This is a genomic window from Pseudarthrobacter sp. O4, from assembly GCF_050157025.1.
Taxonomy (GTDB): domain Bacteria; phylum Actinomycetota; class Actinomycetes; order Actinomycetales; family Micrococcaceae; genus Arthrobacter.
On sequence record NZ_CP189591.1, the window covers coordinates 885,716 to 903,158 of the forward strand.

General features: G+C 63.8%; 11 protein-coding genes. 6 read left to right on the forward strand and 5 right to left on the reverse strand.

Features of this window, described 5'->3' with window-relative positions:
- The first annotated feature begins 110 nt into the window (after positions 1-110).
- Positions 111-1,517 (forward strand): IS1380 family transposase, encoded by a 1,407-nt coding sequence (locus ACQCSU_RS04065; RefSeq protein ID WP_426978404.1) that lies wholly within the window; start codon positions 111-113, stop codon positions 1,515-1,517.
- A gap of 612 nt (positions 1,518-2,129) precedes the next feature.
- Positions 2,130-4,619, forward strand: coding sequence for a discoidin domain-containing protein (locus ACQCSU_RS04070; RefSeq protein ID WP_426978405.1), 2,490 nt, complete (start codon positions 2,130-2,132; stop codon positions 4,617-4,619).
- A 93-nt stretch (positions 4,620-4,712) separates the two neighbouring features.
- Here the strand turns inward: ACQCSU_RS04070 and ACQCSU_RS04075 are convergent, their stop codons facing one another.
- The 4 genes from ACQCSU_RS04075 to ACQCSU_RS04090 all read right to left on the reverse strand — a co-directional run bounded on the left by ACQCSU_RS04075 (position 4,713) and on the right by ACQCSU_RS04090 (position 10,282).
- Positions 4,713-6,788 carry a glycosyltransferase gene (locus ACQCSU_RS04075; RefSeq protein ID WP_426978407.1) on the reverse strand — a complete coding sequence of 692 codons (2,076 nt, stop codon included), beginning with the start codon at positions 6,786-6,788 and terminating at the stop codon, positions 4,713-4,715.
- A gap of 100 nt (positions 6,789-6,888) precedes the next feature.
- Entirely contained in the window at positions 6,889-7,797 is a 909-nt protein-coding gene (locus ACQCSU_RS04080; protein WP_426978408.1) for a hypothetical protein, read from the reverse strand.
- Positions 7,794-9,047 (reverse strand): UDP-N-acetyl-D-mannosamine dehydrogenase, encoded by a 1,254-nt coding sequence (gene wecC / locus ACQCSU_RS04085; RefSeq protein WP_426978409.1) that lies wholly within the window; start codon positions 9,045-9,047, stop codon positions 7,794-7,796. Before wecC ends, ACQCSU_RS04080 begins: the two co-directional genes overlap by 4 nt.
- 14 nt (positions 9,048-9,061) lie before the next feature.
- Positions 9,062-10,282 (reverse strand): glycosyltransferase family protein, encoded by a 1,221-nt coding sequence (locus tag ACQCSU_RS04090; RefSeq protein WP_426978411.1) that lies wholly within the window; start codon positions 10,280-10,282, stop codon positions 9,062-9,064.
- Between the two features lie 54 nt (positions 10,283-10,336).
- On the opposite strand from ACQCSU_RS04090, the gene ACQCSU_RS04095 reads away from it, so the two are divergent.
- Positions 10,337-11,185, forward strand: coding sequence for a hypothetical protein (locus tag ACQCSU_RS04095; protein WP_426978412.1), 849 nt, complete (start codon positions 10,337-10,339; stop codon positions 11,183-11,185).
- 93 nt (positions 11,186-11,278) lie between these two features.
- Here the strand turns inward: ACQCSU_RS04095 and ACQCSU_RS04100 are convergent, their stop codons facing one another.
- The gene (locus tag ACQCSU_RS04100; RefSeq protein ID WP_426978414.1) at positions 11,279-14,230 is read right to left on the reverse strand and encodes a hypothetical protein; all 2,952 of its coding nucleotides are present in this window, start codon (positions 14,228-14,230) and stop codon (positions 11,279-11,281) included.
- A gap of 210 nt (positions 14,231-14,440) precedes the next feature.
- Between ACQCSU_RS04100 and ACQCSU_RS04105 the strand changes: the two genes are divergently transcribed.
- The 3 genes from ACQCSU_RS04105 to ACQCSU_RS04115 all read left to right on the forward strand — a co-directional run bounded on the left by ACQCSU_RS04105 (position 14,441) and on the right by ACQCSU_RS04115 (position 17,351).
- Positions 14,441-15,028, forward strand: coding sequence for a YdcF family protein (locus ACQCSU_RS04105; protein ID WP_426978416.1), 588 nt, complete (start codon positions 14,441-14,443; stop codon positions 15,026-15,028).
- A gap of 68 nt (positions 15,029-15,096) precedes the next feature.
- A complete protein-coding gene (locus ACQCSU_RS04110; RefSeq protein WP_426978417.1) occupies positions 15,097-15,396 on the forward strand; it encodes a hypothetical protein in 300 nt (99 codons plus the stop codon).
- Positions 15,397-15,545: 149 nt separating this feature from the next.
- Positions 15,546-17,351: a TIGR03767 family metallophosphoesterase gene (locus tag ACQCSU_RS04115; RefSeq protein WP_426978418.1), complete on the forward strand. Its 1,806-nt coding sequence runs from the start codon at positions 15,546-15,548 to the stop codon at positions 17,349-17,351.
- Positions 17,352-17,443: the final 92 nt, after the last annotated feature.

Genomic DNA, 17,443 nt, shown 5'->3' on the forward strand with positions numbered 1-17,443 from the left:
CGATGTTGATTGGGGCTACGTCGGCGTTTTAAACCGAGAATGGCCGCCTTTTCAAGGAAAATGAAGTTTGTCTAGAACTCATTTTTCACCGAAAAGAGGCCATCTCGTAGATGCAAGTTTCCCACAAACCATCCGCGGTGTCGGTTTCCTTTGACGAGCCCAATCTCGTGTCGGCTGCCGGGCTGCTGCCGGTCATGACGCTGGCCCGGGACGCCGGGCTGCACGAGCTCGCCCAGGACTGGCTGACGGTGCCGACGGATAAGGGCGCGAACGCCGGGCTGAAAGTCGCTTCCCTGGTCGCCGGGATGGTCGCCGGGGCAGACTCGATTGATGACATGGCCCTGTTGCGCCACGGCGGGATGAAGCGGCTCTTCAGCGCCTGCTACGCGCCCTCGACCCTGGGCTCGTTCCTGCGGTCCTTCACGTTCGGGCACGTGCGCCAACTGGACGCTGTCGCCTCCCGTTTCCTGGCCGGCCTGGGGACCCGGGCCCCGCTGCTCGGGAGCCCCAGGGCGGAGGACTTCGTGTTCGTCGATGTTGACGACACGATCATCGAGGTCCACGGCTACGCCAAGCAGGGTTCCGGCTACGGGTACTCCGGGGTCCGCGGCCTGAACGCCCTGCTGGCCACGGTCTCCACCAAAGACACCGCCCCGGTAATCGCAGCGCAGCGGCTGCGCAAGGGCGCGGCGAACTCGGCCCGCGGAGCCAAACGCCTGATCACCGATGCCCTGCCCACGCTCAAAGGCCTCCAGGCCGGCGGGCAGAGCCGCGGGCGGGTGCTCTGCCGGTTCGATTCGGCCTTCTACGGCCATGCAGCAGTTTCCGCCGCCCTGGCCGGCGGGGCCGAGGTCTCGGTGACCGTGCGCATGGACCCGGCCGTCAAACGGGCCATCGCCGGGATCCCTGAAACGGCGTGGGAAACGATCGAATACACCGACGCGGTCTTCGACGAGACCACCAACACCTGGGTGTCCCGGGCCGAGGTCGCCGAAACCGGGTTCACCGCGTTCTCCTCCCGCAAAAAGGCCGAGCAGATCACCGGCCGGCTGGTGGTGCGCCGCATCCCGGAACTGAACAAGAAAGCCAGCGACGGACAACCCACCTTGTTTGAAACACACCGGCACCACGCGTTCTTCACCACCGTGGACGCCAAGGTTCTGGACACCGTCGCGGCGGACAAGACCCACCGCAAACACGCTCAGATTGAGCAGGTGAACGCCGATCTGAAGGACAGTGCACTGGCTCATATGCCCTCAGGTGTTTTTTCCGCGAACTCGGCATGGCTGGTTACCGCGGTCATGGCCTACAACCTCACCCGAACCGCCGGAATCCTCGCCGCAGGACCCTTCAGCAAGGCCCGCACCGGCACGATCCGCCGCAAACTCATCCACGTCCCGGCCCGCATCGCCACCAGCGCCCGGAAAATCCGGCTTCATCTCCCCGAAGCCTGGCCCTGGAAAACCGCCTGGCAGGGCCTCTTCGAGCACCTCTACCCGCCGCCACAACCGGCCTGAACCCACACCAACCAGCCACACGGCGCAACCAGGACCACCAGTGGAACACCCCGACAGCGAGGCCGGATGATCCACCATGCCCAAACACCTCACCGCAGCCAGCCCGGAATTACGCCCGGGACCGGCTGCCGATCGGTGGATCAAGGCTAAGACCCCCGGAATCCTCGTGATTCCGGGGTCTTTTGTTTGTGGGCGGGATTGGGTCCGCGCGTTCCTCCCGGGATGCCCCTCCGACCAATAACCGCGTCACTGCGCGCAATCTCAGCGTCTACGCCGCCGCCCGCAGGTTTTCCCATGCTGCTCTGGCTAGCGTCTCCAATTACAGGGTACTCGTGCCGCAAGGAGGCGCAGATGGATAGCACATCTGGTCGCTTCCCCGTGGGCAGGGCGCCCGGCAGCAGCGCTCGTCATAGGCGTCCGCATGCTGGCCGGTCCCTGGCATCTGCCGCAAGTACTCCCGCTGGAACGCGACAAGCATCGCTGGCCTTCGCCCCTGATACTTTCCGGCCGCGCCGCACTTCGCTGATCTCCCTCCTCGCGGTGCCGGCCGGTGGCAGGCACCGGGCTGGCCGCAGCAGGCCGCCGGGTGCAGCGTTCCTGGTGGGGCGGCCTATGGGATTTCGTCTCTCGTCCACTTTTCTGGTCGTACTCCTGGTTATCGTGGGAGAGGGGGTCTCGGCTCCGCACGATTCCTCGAGTGCTGCCGGGTCGCACCTGCACGCGGGGTCGGTTACCTACGACTCCGCGGGCGCGGCCGGTTCGCACATTCACAATGCGGTTCTGCCGGCTGCCGCGATGGAGGCGGCTCCGGCTGCATTGCCGCGGACCGGGTGGACGGCTACGGCCAGCGATGAAGAGGTTACCCGCACGAACGGCCGCGCCGCCAATGTGCTTGACGGCAATGCTGCCACGATGTGGCACAGCAGGTGGTACCCGGCGCCGGCGGCACCGCTGCCGCACAGCATCACGATCGACACCAAGGCGACACGAAGCATCTCGGGGCTGCGCTATCTCCCGCGTACTGACCTCGCGAACGGACGGGTCGGCAGCTTCGAGATCCGGGTGAGCACCAACGGCACCACCTGGAGTGCCCCGGTGGCTCACGGGACCTGGCCGGACACCAATGCGGAAAAGACGGTGACCTTCACCACGGTCAGCGCCCGGTACGTCCGGCTGACCGCGACCACTGAGGCCGGCAACCGCGGCCCGTGGAGCAGTGCCGCCGAGATCAACCTGCTCGCCGGGCAAACCCTGTCTCCAACCGGCGTGCTGCCCCGCACCGGGTGGACGGCTTCGGCCAGCGATGAAGAAGTCACCCGCGTAAACGGCCGCGCGGGAAATGTTCTCGACGGCAGTGCGGCCACGATGTGGCACAGCCGGTGGTACCCGGCGCCGGCCGCGCCGCTGCCGCACAGCATCACGATCGACACCAAGGCCACGCGCAGCATCTCAGGTTTCCGCTACCTCCCGCGTTCTGAGGGAACGAACGGGCGGGTCGGCAAATACTCGATCGGAGTCAGCACGAACGGAATCACCTGGAGCGTGCTCGCCAGCGGCACCTGGCCGGACACCAGCGCGGAGAAGACCGTGACCTTCACCGCGGTCAGCGCCCGGTACGTCCGGCTGACCGCGACAACCGAGGCCGGCAACCGCGGCCCTTGGAGCAGCGCCGCGGAGATCAATCTCCTCGGCCCGTCGCAGGGGTCCTGGGGTCCGACGATCAGCTTCCCGATCGTCCCGGTCGCTGCGGCGCTATTGCCCGGCAACAAGCTGCTGACCTGGTCCGCCTATTCCCCCACCGCTTTCGGTGGCAACAGGGGCTACACCCAAACGTCCATCCTGGACCTCACCACCGGCAAGGTGACCCAGGCCCAGGTGGCCAACACCGGTCACGACATGTTCTGCCCCGGGACCTCGATGCTACCGGACGGCAGGATCATGGTCAGCGGCGGCAGCAGCAGCACGAAAACCAGCCTGTACAACCCTGCGACGAACAAATGGAGCCCGGGGCCGGACATGAAGATCGCCCGCGGCTACCACAGCAACGTGACCACCTCCACCGGCGAGGTGTTCACCATCGGCGGCTCGTGGTCCGGCGGTATCGGCAACAAGAACGGCGAGGTGTGGTCCGCCGCCGGCGGCTGGCGCAAGCTGCCGAATGTCCTCGTTGACAACATCCTGACCGCCGACCCCCGTGGCGGCTACCGTTCCGACAATCACCCCTGGTTGTTCGCCGCCCCCGGTGGCCGCGTGTTCCACGCCGGGCCGAGCCGCCAGATGAACTGGATCTCCACCACCGGCCAAGGCAGCATCACCTCGGCCGGTCCGCGCGCAGATAGCCAAGACGCGATGAACGGCGACGCCGTGATGTACGACGTCGGAAAGATCCTCACCGTGGGCGGGGCGACCGCCTACGAGAAAACCCCCGCAACGGCGCGGGCGTACACGATCGACATCAACAACGCGGTCAAAACGGCCCGGACCGCAGACATGGCCGTGACCCGGTCGTTCGCGAACGGGGTCGCGCTGCCCGATGGCCAGGTGCTCGTGGTCGGCGGTCAGGCCACCCCGGTTACGTTCACGGACACAGCCGCCAGGATGGCCCCGGAAATCTGGAACCCGGCAACCGGAAAATGGACCACGCTGGCCCCGATGGCCATCCCCCGGACGTATCACAGCGTCGGCATGCTGCTTCCCGATGGCAAGGTCTTCGTCGGCGGTGGCGGGCTGTGCAACACCTGTACGACCAACCATCTGGACGGCGAGATTTTCACGCCGCCCTACCTGCTGAACGCCGACGGCAGTGCACGCACCCGGCCGAAGATTGTGACCGCACCGGCCAGCGCCGCGACCGGCAGCACGATCGCCGTGACCACCGGAGCGCCCGTCACCAACTTCTCCCTGATGCGGATGAGCACCGTGACCCACACCGTGAACACCGACCAGCGGCGGATCCCGCTGACCGCAACCTCGGTGTCGGGCAACACCGCGTCGCTGACGTTGCCGGCGGACCGCGGCGTGCTGGTGCCGGGCAGCTATCTGCTCTTCGCAATGGACGCCAACGGGGTGCCCAGCGTCGCCTCGACGATCAACATCAAGTGATGACGACGACCGTCCGCATCAACCCATTGGCTGATGCGGACGGTCACTTTGTCACTTGACCCTCCGCATGGACCGGACGGGTGAGCCGTGAGTTCAGCTCCGAAAGATCTCCTCCAGCCACTGTTCGCCGGTGGATCGCATATCGAACCGCCGGACGTATTCGGCAGCCGCCAGGGACTCCTCCTCATGCGCTTCCGGAGAGCTGTTGAGGGCGGAGACGAACTCTCGAACCTGGGACGAGGTCTCGCGGGTCCAGCGTTTGCTGAATATTTGATCCACGCCGGGCCTTTGCCAGAACAGCGGTATGGAACCTGACGCCATTCCCTCAGCGGGGGCAAGGTGGAAGCTTTCGTCCGAGCTGGGCGAGAGAATGTATCCGATCTTGCGCATCCAGCTGGCCATATCCGGGCCGAACGGTTCGAAGACCACGGCGTCCCGCAGCGCCGGGGACTGTCCGATCCGGTCCAGGATTTCTAGGTATGCCTCCCTCTGAAGCGGCTTCTTCCACTCGTAGGGATACTCCCAGGGCATTCTTCCCCGTATGTGCAGGGTGTACCTGGAGTCTTCGTCCAGTAATTCCTCCAGCAAGTCCAGCGCCCTGTCCAGGCGCTTGCGCATCGGAACAATGCCCACGAGGCCCAGCCGGAATCTGTGATCCGCTGCTTTGGGCCTGCGGAGGTCCGCCAGGTCAATTGCATTCGGAATGACCCGGAACGGAGTGCTGGTCCAACCCGTACTTTCGAGGGTGCGCTCCACGAACAGCTGCGACACGCAGATGAGGGCGTCAATGTTTTCAGCGGCCACATTCGTCAGCCAAGGACCGTTGAGCTCGAACATGTGAAGACGCACAATGAGCTTCTGTCTCTGCCGTTTGTTATTCGAGTACCAAACGGCGTTGGGTCCACACCACTCACAAATGATGACGTCAGCCCAGTCCCTGAGCCGCTCGGACTCCTTGGCGTCATGGTGATGCAGTGTTTTCCAGTGGTCGAAAGCAAGTTCGATGTCGTCCCTCATTTCGAGGACGGAAACGAGCTCGCCTGCGAACTTAAGATCGTGACCGGCAATCAGCACGCGGGTCTTGTGCTTGGAGCGAGGACTGCGGACGTAGTCGCCCTCGGACCGCTCGAAGTAGGCTTTCAGCCGGCTTGCGGAGGATGAAATCGAATAGTGCCGGACCCGCGAACTTACGTCCTCTTTCAACTCTGCCAGGGTGTCCCTGGCATCCAGAAGGGTGTTTACAACGCTCTCCGTCGAATCGTCGTCGACATACAGCGGGTAGTCGGCGCCGAAGAGTTCGAGATGCTGGGCATTTCGGTTCACCATGGGCGGTACCCCCAGGGCAGCGTATTCGAGCACCTTGGTCGAAATTTCGAGACTGCCGTCCATGCTTGCATCACGCCAGCTCAACCCGACATCGTGCCGACTGACCTCCTTTGCCGCCTCATCACGCGACAGCCCTCCCGTCCAGTCGATGTAGGGCAAGGCCATGGCATCCTCCATCGTGACCGACCATGAGGGGTCTTGGGGATCATGCTGGAATTTGTCGCCGATCATTGTCAACGCAAGGGGAAGATCGTTCTCCTCGGCCGCAGCCGGGAGTGAGCACATCTCAAGAGTGCGCCACTTCTTGGCGAACTTACCGGAATAGACGGCGCTCAATTGCGTTCCGCTGCTCGGGTAGCTTCCCCGCAGATCAAAGTATTCATCGGGCACCATCGGCGTGAGGACAAGTGTCTTACCGGCAGCTTCGGGAATCGTCGCTTCAACGTACGAGCGCGCGGCCTCAGTCTGCACGAAGAATCGCCGGCATTGTCCGACGGTCCGCCTGAGCATCGCGAGATCGCCTTCAGAAAGTCGGGAGCTGGGATGTGCGATGTCGGTGATGTAAAGCCACGATTTGGGACCAAGGACTTTGGAGTTTGCGACGTGCGCCGCTACCTGGGTGCCGCGGGCGATCACGACGTCGAACGGCCTCTCGGCGTCGAGTTGGGCCATGCGCTGGGCTGCATTTCGAGGCTTCAGTGCCTCAACGTCCTCGGTTGCGTCTGGCTGCACGATTTCCACGCCAGGCAGGCCGGCAATCCGTTCAAGGAGCCGCGTGTTGGTGACCGCGGTCTTGAGCAGTACGCAGACCTCGGAGCCCGTCAGTGACAACGCTTCGGCCATGGAGACCAGCCAGACGGCTGAACCGTCGATGATGTTCAGGTCGACGTCTCCGTACAGGAGGACGGTCCGCGTGGACCCGGTTGTGTCAGTGCGAGTTGTGTCAGTGCGAGCCAATGAGTGCCTCATTTTTCATCTTGACAAAAGTTTCCAGCGAATTGATCAGGCCAAATTTGTAGTCTTCGGTCCACTCGTCCATGGATAAACGATCCGAAAACACAACGTCCGATGCAGCTTCGAAATCCCGGGTGTAGATCTCGGCCGCTCGTCGCGTTTTCACAAAATAGACCGGCACTCCTTGGGACCGGCATTCAGCCAGTGCCTGGAGGATTTCGTTTGCCAGCAAGGTCCCCGCCGCGGAATCGGCTCCGAACCAGATTCCCGATGCGAATGCGGTGTCGTCGACGATCAGCGCGGATCCACTCCCGTTCGCGATCTGGGCGGCTATGGTGCTCGGACCCAGAGCTTCAAGCGCGTGCGTATCGCCCAAGTACCGGGATAGGTCCCTGCCGAGGATCGAGTAAATGACCCGTCCGCCCCACGGCGCAGTCGGAGGCACCCCGAGATAGCCAAGAATTGTGGACTGACGCTGCCGGTCATCCGTCACAGCGGCCGCCAGCCGGCCGATTGCCCCGCCGGTCGATGGAACCGGGCCGGACGATGGAGCCGTGCCGGGAGACACGGGCGGCTTCGCCGACGCCGTGGCAACTCTCGTTACCGGAATCTGTTGAACCGACTTGGAAATTCCGCCCAACATGTCACGGAGTTCGCGGAAACGCGAGCGGGACTTCTTGGCTTCGGTTTCCTGGACCCACCGCATACTGACCAGTTGCGATTGGGCCGTCACCGCCATGAGGGTGAACAACCCGAGGGACAGAACCGCGAACGCCGGATGCCCGACTGAAAAGTAGAGAGATCCGGCCAGTAGCGCGGCGATCCCGCAGAGGGCCATCGCGATGACGCCCCGGCTCTTGACGGCTGTGCGCATACTCTCAAGGAACCGGCGGATCATGAGCTGAAGACCCCTCTGGTATCGACGAGGAGCTTCCCTGCAAGGGCCTCGGGGGGCAGAGCACGGACGGCGTCATGGTCAACAAGCACAACCACCAGTGAGGACCGGCTCACGGCTTCCTCCAGGTTCACCAGCCGGACGTTGTCCCGGCCCCGAAGGCGCGGGGGCAGCTCATCGATGTGGGACTCGGCGACGTTGATCTGCGTGGCTGGCATCGAATCGGCAATGGCTTGGGCTATTTCAACAGCGGGCGACTCACGAAGGTCGTCAATATTTGCCTTGAACGCAAGTCCCAGGACGGCGATCTCGGAATTCACGGGCAGCTTGGCAAATGCATCACGCACCTGGTGCCAGACCCAGCGCGGCTTGTCGTCGTTGACGGTCCGTGCCGTCCTGATCAAACGGGATTCTGCTGGTGCTGCAGCCACGATGAACCAAGGATCTACTGCGATGCAGTGCCCGCCCACACCAGGTCCGGGCTGCAGGATGTTGACGCGTGGGTGGTGATTTGCCAGTCTGATCAGCTCCCAGACGTTGATATCCAGCTTTTCACTGATGACCGAAAGTTCGTTGGCGAAGGCAATATTTACGTCGCGGTAGGCATTTTCCACTAGTTTGGCCATTTCCGCCGTTACGTCGTCGGTGACCAGTATCTCCCCCTGGCAGAACACCGAATATAGCTCCTTCGCGAGCTCGGCCGCTTCGCTGGTGATGCCTCCAACAATTCTGTCGTTGGTGACCAGCTCGATCATGACCTTGCCGGGCAGCACGCGCTCAGGGCAGTGGGCCAGCAGGATCGCAGCCCTGCCGTTGGCGCCGTCCAGCGACAAGTCCGGCCGGAGCGAGATAATGTACTCCGCCAGGTGGCGGGTTGCCCCGGGTGGTGACGTCGATTCCAGGATGATCAGTTCGCCGCCCTGCAGCAGGGGCGCGATGCCGCGTGCGGCTGCCTCGATGTAGCTCAGGTCAGCACTTTTGTCCGATCTGAACGGCGTTGGCACGGCGACAATGTACGCATCTGCGGCCGGCGTCTCGGTGGTGGCCTTGAGCCGGCCCTGGCTGACGGCTCCGGCAACGTGGATCTCAAGATCTGGTTCAACAAACGGAACGCGCCCGTTGTTCACGGCGTCCACGGTCCGCTGGCTGACGTCGACGCCGATGACGTCAAGCCCGTTGGTCGCCAGGATCGCGGCCGTGGGCAGGCCGATGTACCCAAGTCCGATCACGGCGATGGTCTGGATGTTTGTCAATCTATTGTCCCCAATCAAAGAGTGATGTGCTCACGTGGATTTCCGGAAATTTGGATATTGCCGCCCACTGCGGGTTCGTCATCCGGTCCGGCCCAGGGCTGCCCTGCTTCCAAGCGAATCTGGCAGTAATTGAACCTGTCGGCCGAGTAGATGGAGCCGTTGGCTGCCGTCACTGATGTCAGGAAGGCGGTGTCCTCGCCACGGCTCAGGGCCTCAAAGGGGTGCGCCTCGAAGACCTCCCGTCGTGCCGTAATGGTTGGTCCCACGACAAGCCGGCTGAACCGGTGCTCATGGTGCGCAGCACGGAGCACCGTCGCCTGGCTGGAACGGATGTGCCGGTAGTGGGCCTGTTTCCCCACCACATCCGCGCCGGAGTAACTCAGCGCATGCAGCAAATCAACGAGGTAGTTTGGCGCGTAATAGTCGCCGTCGTCCATCTTTGTGAGCACTGGCCCGGCCGACGCCTTAACGCACAAGTTGAGGCACTCCCCGCGGGTCAGGGTGTCCGGGGCGACGAGTACTTTGTACCTCGCCACGCCATGGGCGTGGGCCAGATCAGCCAGCTGGCCGTCGGCGGCCACAAAACCGTGAGTCAGCAAAACAAGCTCCAGGTCCACGCCGTCCTGGCTCCCTGCGGTCTGGAATACATGGCTCAGCTGTTGCGGACGGGTTGTGCTCACCAAAGCGCTGACCGAGGGGAGATCGACCGGCAGGTATCGCTGCGGCGCGATCGCCCGAACGATGGACTCGGCTCGGTGCGCGTAAGTGTGCTCCCGCCAGATCCGGCGCTGGGCCTTATGGACCACGCGTTCATTGAATTCCGCATTGGATGTCAGCATCCGCAGCATGTTCTCCGCCTCAGGCTTGGCTTTGGCAACCAGGACCTCATCGTCTTCGAAGAACCGCGGTATCGCCGCGCTGGGCGTGGAGACGACTGGTGTGCCCGAGGCCGTGATCTCAAAAATCCGTCGGGCACACATGCTGGGCGACTCGATCACGGAATTGACATTCAAAAAGGCCTTGTACGCCCGGTATGCGGTCAGCATCTGGGCGTAGCTCAATGAGCCCACTACATGTTTGTCAAACGGATCCGGGAACTGGTACTTCTTGGACCCTCCCAGCTGGCGGGAGAATATGTCCAGCTCGGCGCCGCCCGTTATTGCTTCGGCCATGGCCGCGCCCAGGAGCATGTCCATCTGGGTGCGCCGCTGGGGATACTTATGGGCAAAATACATCCCCGCGAAAGCCACGCCTCGCGAGTGCCGTCCGTGGCCCGTCCGGACAGGATTGTGAATGGCTGGCTGCGCGGCAAACGGAAGGGTGTCAACCCTGTCATGGCCCAAATCCCTCACATAGTCAGGAATGCGGTCCGAATCACTGGTAAAGACGTGGTCAAACAACTTGGCTGCCGGAAGAAAATCACCGTAGTGGGGCGGGTCTTCCTTATTCCAGAAGACTGTCGGAATTCCGTGAGCCTGGCACCACTCAAGGAGGCGGACAAACTCTATGCCCGGGCCGGCGGCACCCGTGAGCTGACCGTGCCAGGATCCGGAATTTCCGTTCCAGGCAGATTCCACGAACAAGAAATCGATCCGGGTTTGCCCCAGCTGATCACGCCACAGCTCGCTGCGCAGTTCGAGCAGGTTCCATTCGAACGAAAAGGCGGTACGCGTGAAATCGTCAAGAATCACGCCCACGTTCAGATCCGTGCGCCGCCGTCCCAGTCGGGAAGATTCGTAGGGCGCGAACTGCAGCTGCCGGTTTCGTCCTCGGTCCGACCATTCGCCCTCTGGAACCTTGGTGGCCTGCGGGACAGGGACGCGCGGTTCCGCATTCTGACGCCGTCTCCACTCCTGGAGCTGAGCCATGCCACCGGATCTCAAATGCCACACGGCCTTTCGCATGCCGCCGACGACGCCCGGCAGTCCCCGGCGCCCGAGTCCCTGGTCCTGCGGCGGCTGTGCGGCCGCATCCGGTACGACGTCGCATTCTGCACGCACTGCCCGGTTCTCCTCAACGTTCGTGCTGCAGTACAGCGTGGTGGCGGCGAGGGCCACTGCGTCACGGCAGCGCAGAGATCCCTCGGGCTAATCCGCCAAAAGGAAGTTGGGCACGGTTTGTACCTTCATCGAAGGTAGGGGTCTCAGGTAAAGAGAATGGCGGTCCGACGTGAACGCAGGACTAACGACGCCCGGAGAGCCGGTTACCTCCGCCCTGCCCGGCTGCAGTTCTCAATAGGTGATGGCTTTGCACCCGAGCTGGGATACGCCGGTGGTGAGCACCGTGATTCCCGGGCTGGAGGCACACACGGTGTATTTTCCCCGGCTCGAGATCGGCACAACCGTGCGGTAACCGTGGATTCCGCTGATTCTCAGCGCAGCGTTGACGTCGGGCCGGGCAACGTTCGTGGTGGACTTGAAGGTCTTCGACGTGCCGTTCGGAAACCTGACGCTGACGTTGACCGGCACGCTCCGGCTCGGGAAGCTGGGATCCACAGTCCAGCCGCTGGCCGTCACGGACCTGCTGGCGCTCGTGCCGGTCAGGCTCACGGTGTCCAGGTAACCCGTCGGGGCAGACGCTGCCGCCGCCGTGAGGTCCCTGCAGCCCAGCAACGTGTTGCCCTCGTTGAGGGGGCTCACCCAGATACCGTAGGCGCAGACGCGGTACTGGCCGGACCGGGTGATGGGGATGCTGACCTTGTAGCCATGGCGGCCGGACACGGACAGCGCCGCGTTGACATCGTCCCGGGCCTGGTTGGCGGTGAAGGCGTAGCCGGTGCTCTTGCCGTCCGGGCCCGTGACGTAGACGTGGACATCGTTCGACGCCGACGGCGTCGCCTGTTCGAGGCTCCAGCCGGACACCCGGACGACGGCGGACGGGTTGCTGGCATCGATGCGCGCGTCATCCACATAGCCGACCGGGGCCGCGGCCGCCGTCGTCCGGATGTCCTTGCAGCCGAGGAACGCATTGCCCTTCGTGAAGGCGGTCACCGCGATCCCGTAGGCGCAGACCCGGTGGTTCCCTGTCTGAGTCACCGGGATGCTGGTCCGGTAGCCGTGGGATCCGCTGATCTTCATGGCGGCGTTGACATCAGGCCTCGGCAGGTTGGCCGTGGTTGTCACCACCTTGGTGGAGCCGTCCGGTGATGTGACGTAGAGGTGGATGGGGATCGACTTTGCGGGCGTACCGACGTCGTAGGACCAGCCAGCCACCCGGAGGGCCGCTGACGGTTTGGCGTTCGTGAAGTCCGCTGAGTCCAGGTATCCGCGGGGATAATCGGCGGCGGCGGCCGTGACCGTCTGGCAGCCAAGCGGGGAATTGGGCGCTGCGGCAAAGGCCGAGACGGAAATGCCGTAGGCGCAGACCCTGTAGTCACCGGTCTGGGTGGCCGGGAGGGTAACGGCGAAACCATGGCGACCCGTGATGCCGAAGGCCCGGTTGACGTCGGTGCGGGTCTGGTCCGCGGTGAAAGCCCGTCCGGTGGTGACGCCGTCGGGAGTGGTCACGTAGACGTGGACGGGGATCGATGCCGCGGGAGTGCCGCGGTCGACGGCCCAGCCGCGGAGCTTGAGCTTGGGCTGGCCTGATTCCATCTCCGTGCTCACCGAGTCCAGAAAGCCTTCCGCGGCCGGCGTGCCGGTGAAGGTCGCCTTGCGGCAGCCCAGCGCGGTGTTGCCGGCGGCGCCGATGGCATAGGCGCACGCCTGGTAGGTGCCCGCCGCCTTGACGGCGATGGAGCTCCGGAAGCCGTGGTTTCCGCTGATGCCCAGGGCCGAGTTGACGTCCGGACGGGCCTCGTCCGCCGTCAGCGCGTAGCCCGTCTGCGTCCCGTTCGGGGCTGTGACATAGACGTGGGCCTGGGTGGAGGCGGAGCTTTTGGACGGGTCCACGGCCCAGCCGTCCACCTTCAAGTAGGCGCCGGAGGACGTGACGGAGGGGTTTGCGCGGTCAAAGGAACCCGTCGCGGGAGCGCCCGGCGGACGGATTGTCAGAGTGGCGGCGGAGTTGCTGACCGATTCGATCGAGACCTTTGTTCCGGCGTGCGTCGTGAAGGTCTGGCCTTCCTGCCACGCCTGTGTGTTGCTGTAGTAGCCGGCGAAGGGACGGGTGTTCGGCGGCAGCAGGATGGAGGAATTGCCGCCGCCCTGTTGCGTGATTTTCACGCCGCGGTTTCCGCCTGTGGCGATCCCGGCGTCGTAGCCCGCCGGGGCCCGCAGCTCCAGATAGTAGACCTCACCGGACTTCGGATCCGTGAACTTTGCGGCCCGGTTCGCTCCGGAACCCGCCCAGGGCTTGAGGGTGACGTTGCGGGGCGAGGAAATGGTGCCGAGGTTGGCGATTTCGTCGCCGTTCCCGAACCGTCCCATTTCCCAGAAGCTGGCGCTGATGACCGGCATGAGGTCCCAGTGCGAGATGCCCATCAGGTCCAGGTTGTCACCGTAGGGCCTGATGGTGCAGGTGGAGTCGGCGAATCCGGCGAAGGGTCCGGAGGCCACGTCGGCTGCCCCGCTGCCGCACTGGAGGCTGTTCGCGTGGTCCATGCCGAGGGCGTGGCCGAACTCATGGGTCAGCACGGGGGTGGTGAGCCTGCTGTTCTGCGGCATCACGATCCGGCCGCCGATGTTGCCGTTGCTGTAGGTCATGCCCGCGGCGCCGTTGTTCAGGTAGGCCCCGGGAATGAACATCACCAGCGCGGTGTACGGGTTCTGTTTCCAGCCCAGCTCGGCCGTGACGATGTCGGCGATTTCGCCGGGCGACTGGCTGGACCGGGCCGCCGATTTGTGGCGGGTCCTGGTCTCGACCAGGGAAATGTCCACCCTGCCTGATGTCGCACTCCGCCAGTAGCCCTTGGCGGCGCTGATGGACGCCTTTGCTGCGTCCATGGGCACGGCATCGTCGGTTGCCGCTGCCGACTTGTCGGCCAGCTGGACCGTCAACAATGTGGTTTTCATGGTCCCAGCGAGCGGTGCACTCACGTAGGTGTACTCGGATTTGGCCCTGCCGGCAGGCGGCTCCGGCCGGACAAAGTCGTCCACGTGTGGTGTGGGCGAAGGATCCGTGACCGAGGGCACGGCCACCGCTACTCCCGCATCAATCTGCGTCGCGGCGGAGGCTGCCGGTGGCAGCGCGGCTGCCAGCATCACGGCGGCAATGACGGTTGCCGCTACGTTCAGTTTTCGCAAGATTGCTCGCTTAAGGGTGAGACCTAAAGGTTGAGACCTGTTGGTGAGACCTACGTGGGTGCCTATAGCATAAGCGTCAAATCACATCTGTCACCCCACACACTTTCGTCACTTCCTCCACAAGGGCGCCGCGCCATTTTCTTTGTCAGTTTTGGCGCAGGAATTTCCCACCATTTCGCCCAGTCAACCGCGCGTGAAAGACTCGGACCCGTGCTTCCTTCCGTCCCCGCGGTGACTACCGCAACCCGCAGGGCGCTTGCCTTCACCGCCGGGGGCTTTCTGCTGTGGCTGATCGTCGCCGTCCAGCTCTTCGTCAACACCGACCCGCTGAGCGTGCACCGGACGGATGCCGTCATCATGCTCGGGGGCGCTGCCTCGGAACGCTTGCCCGCGGCGCAGCGCCTCCAGCAGGACCTCGGCATCCCCGTCCTGGTACTTTCCTCCACGGACACCTTCGGCAACAGGGCGGCCGACGGCGTCTGCCGCTCGGCCGCTTTCCCCAACCCGTCGCTGGTCTGTTTCCGGCCACCGGATCTGGACACCCGGGGCGAAGCGAGGGCGATTTCCCGGATCGTGGCGCTCAACGGCTGGAAGTCCGTCACCGTGGTCACCTCCAGCTACCACGTGACCCGCGCCGGACGGCTGATAGGCCAGTGCACGACGGCGGACGTACAGATGGTTGCCTCCCACCCGGATCTCGACCCAGGGCAGTGGTTGCGGCGTTTTGTCATCGAAACCGGGGGCCTCATCGACGCGTCCCTGCGGCCCGAATGCGTGGATCACCCGGCAGCAATGTAACAATTGATGGCACCGGGCTGAAGCCGTCAGCCTGATTTATGTTCCATTGGGGCGAGGAGGACGAGACCTTGGAAAACCCTGCCTACGGCGCTCCCCCGCTGGTCGCCGCCCCGCGGCACCTGCGCCGCCGCCGACTTCACGGGGACATCCCGGACTGGCTTCTGGTCCCCGGCGCACGGCCGCTTCCAAGGGCCCCAAAGCGCCCCCCGGCCGCTGAGCGCCCCGCGACGGCCAAGCGCGCCGCCGAGCTGGACATGGACGACGCGGAAGTGACGTACAGCCGCAAACGCCTCACGGCGCTGGTGGCCGTCATAGTGGTTGTCATCGCCGTCCCGGCCTTGGTCATCGCGCTGCTGCTGCTGGGCTGAACAGGCAGCAAGGCCTCCTATCGGCAGTCCCGTTCCAGTAGCCTTTACAAACCACCGCTCGCGCTTCTTGGGGGATAGTCCATGCTGGCGGATAGTCGCTGACCCGGCAACAGAAAAGGCCAGATAAAGAAGTGCAACGGCGGAGCAAGATGCAAGTATCACGACGGGACGCCATTCGGTGGGCGTCCACTGGCGCAATCGGGGCCAGCCTGCTGGGACTGACCGAATCCACGGGGGTGCGGTCGGCTGAACCGTTCCCCGCGCGGCCGTCGGAACCCGGCGGCCCGGCACGCGCGAAACTGCAGCCTGCTGCGCCGCTGACAACCTTGGACGCCTCTGTCATTTTCGGATCCCGGCGCGTGCAGCGTCTGCCGTACCGGCGGCTCGCACGGGGACCGGCTGTCGAGACACTCGTACGGGGAGACCTGCATGCTCGGGGCCGCACGTCAAACAGCCAACGAACGGGTCTGGCCACCTTCGGTCACCTCACTGATTCACATGTGCTCGACGCGGCAAATCCGGGAAGGCTCACCTTTCTTTGGCAGTACTCCGATTTCTCGGAAGAATTTCCCAGTTCAACGAGATTCCGGCCACAAGACCTGTTCACAGTCCATGTGTTGGACGCAACGATCCGGAAACTCAATGACGTCCGGCGCGGCCCCCATGGTCAACGCCTTCTGGACTGCCTGGTGATTACGGGCGATCTAACCAACGCATATGCTCTCAGTGAACTGTCAGCGGCGGTGGGCGTGTTCGAGGGCGTTCCAGTGACCTCGCACCCGGGCGGCGGCTACCAGGGGGTCCAGGATCACGGCCCGGCTCCTCTCGAACTGTCCAAGAGCATCTGGCATCCCGAACCGGAGTCTTCGTTGATACCCCCGGACAACTGGAAAACCCTGCACGGTTATCCCACGGTTCCAGGACTCCTCGCGGCCGCAGTCAAGCCGGTAGCAACGGAAGGTGCCGACTTCCCTTGGTACATCGGCTTTGGCAATCACGACGAATCAGGGCGTTCGGCGTCCGATTCACCGAAGAATGATTTTTTGGACACTCTGCGGATCGGTAGCCAGCTTCCGATCCGGCTGCCTCGTGGCATGGACACCTCGGACTTCTGGAAAACGGTCGAGGGTTCCAGCGACAGTGAACGCCAGAATCTCATCGCATCTATGCCTTCGCGAACAGTGCGCGCCTCCACGCTTCGCCGCCCATTCAGCAAGGCTGAGTTCATTGACGCCTTGCCGACGAATGCCGCCCAGGCTCCCTCCGTCTCCGGCCGAAGCTCCAAAGTGGCGCCTTACTACACCTTCGAGGTCTCGCCGGATGTTGTCGGGATCATGCTGAACACGGCGAGCCCGGACGGGGGCACGAAAGCCGTGCTGGACGCCGCTCAGGCGGAGTGGTTGGAGGAACAACTAGGGCGCGTTTCCCGAAAGGCCTACGACGCAAAGGGCAAGCCCACCACGTCAAAGGTTCAGGATCGTCTCGTGATCCTGTTTAGCCACCATCCCCTGTCCTCCTTTGACAAGGATGAGCGCTCCTCCGACGCCGGCCCACCGCCGCTGAACCGGTCAGGCCTCTTGGACCTCCTCTCCCGATTTCCCAATGTGATCGCCTGGATGAACGGCCACATCCACAAGCACAGGGTGACACCCCACAAGGGGAAATATGGAGACGGCGGCTTCTGGGAAATCACCACTGCGTCACTCATTGACTATCCGCAACAATCAAGAATTGTTGAACTCCTGGACAACGGAGACGGCACACTGTCCATCGCTGCGACCTTGGTAGACCACTCGGCCCCGGAGAGCGTGCTGCATGAAGGAACCCACACCCCGCAATCCCTGGCGGCGTTGAGCCTCGAACTCGCAGGCAATCGCCCGGGACTTGACCGCGATGAAAAGATGGGACGCGACGTAGACCGGAACGTCGAATTGATCCTGCGGAAACCCTTCTGATGCCTGCTCCCAGAAACGGCCGGCGAAACTGCCGGTCAGCCAGGTCCAGTCCGGGAGCCTCCGCCCGCAGTGCGGGGCCAGCCACGACGGCG

Coding starts and splice junctions, on each gene's coding strand:
- ACQCSU_RS04065 (WP_426978404.1), top strand. CDS start 111: ATGCAAGTTTCCCACAAACCATCCGCGGTGTCGGTTTCCTTTGACGAG.
- ACQCSU_RS04070 (WP_426978405.1), top strand. CDS start 2,130: ATGGGATTTCGTCTCTCGTCCACTTTTCTGGTCGTACTCCTGGTTATC.
- ACQCSU_RS04075 (WP_426978407.1), bottom strand. CDS start 6,788: ATGGCCGAAGCGTTGTCACTGACGGGCTCCGAGGTCTGCGTACTGCTC.
- ACQCSU_RS04080 (WP_426978408.1), bottom strand. CDS start 7,797: ATGATCCGCCGGTTCCTTGAGAGTATGCGCACAGCCGTCAAGAGCCGG.
- ACQCSU_RS04090 (WP_426978411.1), bottom strand. CDS start 10,282: ATGTATTTTGCCCATAAGTATCCCCAGCGGCGCACCCAGATGGACATG.
- ACQCSU_RS04115 (WP_426978418.1), top strand. CDS start 15,546: ATGCAAGTATCACGACGGGACGCCATTCGGTGGGCGTCCACTGGCGCA.